Below are 1,376 nucleotides of genomic sequence, written 5' to 3'. Positions count from 1 at the left end.
TCTGCATTTCCCAAATCTCTCGCATCATCAGGATAAAGCGTTTAGGAATCATGATGTGCGGTAACTGAGCTTCGATCGCTTGATGACCGGCTTGTTGTAGAGCAGGGAAGTCTGACAGCCCCTCAGCAATTTTTTGGCCCCAAATACGATGGACATCTGGCCATAAAAGAGAGGCATAAAGGAACGCCGGAGTGATGGGTTTCTCTTGCGCGATGCGCTTGTCTGTGTTGATTAAGGCCGCTCGGATAAAACTGAGATAGTGTTCTTTTTGGCTTTTATCTATGGTGTGCGCAACGCTTGGGAATAAGGCTTTAAATAGCCCTGTATCTAATAGGCGCTCAAATATTGCGGCCCCATAACCCGAGACAAAAAGCTTAATAATTTCATCAAATAATCGGGCAGGCGCCACCATCGACATCAGATGAGATAGTTCATGGATACTTTGTTCTGCTTTTTGTTCGATATCGAAGTTAAGTTTTTCGGAGAAACGAATTGCTCGTAACATGCGAACAGGGTCTTCGCGATAGCGCTCTTCAGGCTCGCCAATAAGCTTGAGTGAGTGTGCTTTGATATCTGTTAGGGCATCGCAATAATCATAAATGCAAAAATCAGTTGCGCTGTAATACAGCGCATTTGCGGTAAAATCGCGACGAATAGAATCTTCTTCTATCGTTCCGTACACGTTATCTCGTGTGAGCATTCCTTCAGCGGTTTGTTGCTGTGCTGATGAATCTTCATTGCTGCCACGGAATGTTGCGACTTCAATTATTTCTCGACCAAAAAGAACATGTACAAGTTTGAAGCGTCGGCCGATCAAACGAGAATTCGAAAATAGCTTATGCACTTGTTCAGGATGAGCATTCGTTGCGATATCGAAGTCTTTTGGCTGAATACCTAGCAGTAAATCACGAATACAACCGCCCACTAAATAGGCTTTGAAACCAGCATTTTCGAGTCGATAAAGAACCTTTAATGCATTCGGACTAATATGTTTGCGCGATACGGGATGTTCATCGCGAGAGATGATGCTAGGGGGCAATGCTGCCATGTTTTCCTGATCTTAATTATCGTAATAAGAGGTGAAGAAGTTTAGCCGTTAATGCGCGCTAAATATAGTAAGAAGAATAAAAGGAGGACGTAGCATGAAATTACCTACTTTCCTTAGCGGGTCTTTCATGCTGAACAGTTCAAGACCGTCAGTCATTGTTATTGTTGTTCCATGTCTCAACCAGGGCGTTATCACGCACGGCAAACGGAATACTTTGAACGCATAGAGCGGAAAAACGCTTTGAGTGATTGTGTTATCAATGTTTGCTACTTGTCGTAGTTCTTACATTTATAACTCGCTCAAAACACGATCGACCCACTAAAAAGCA

The 1,376-nt window shown here is 43.3% G+C and carries 1 protein-coding gene; it reads right to left on the bottom strand.

What is annotated here, in order from left to right:
* A partial coding sequence (gene pcnB / locus A3762_RS11990; RefSeq protein ID WP_068755738.1) for a polynucleotide adenylyltransferase PcnB occupies positions 1-1,048 on the bottom strand: 1,048 nt, incomplete at its 3' end.
* Positions 1,049-1,376 lie beyond the last annotated feature (328 nt).

Source organism: Oleiphilus sp. HI0125 (genome assembly GCF_001635355.1).
The sequence above is the reverse complement of the archived record's forward strand: the minus strand, read 5'-3'. Positions and strand labels throughout refer to the sequence as shown.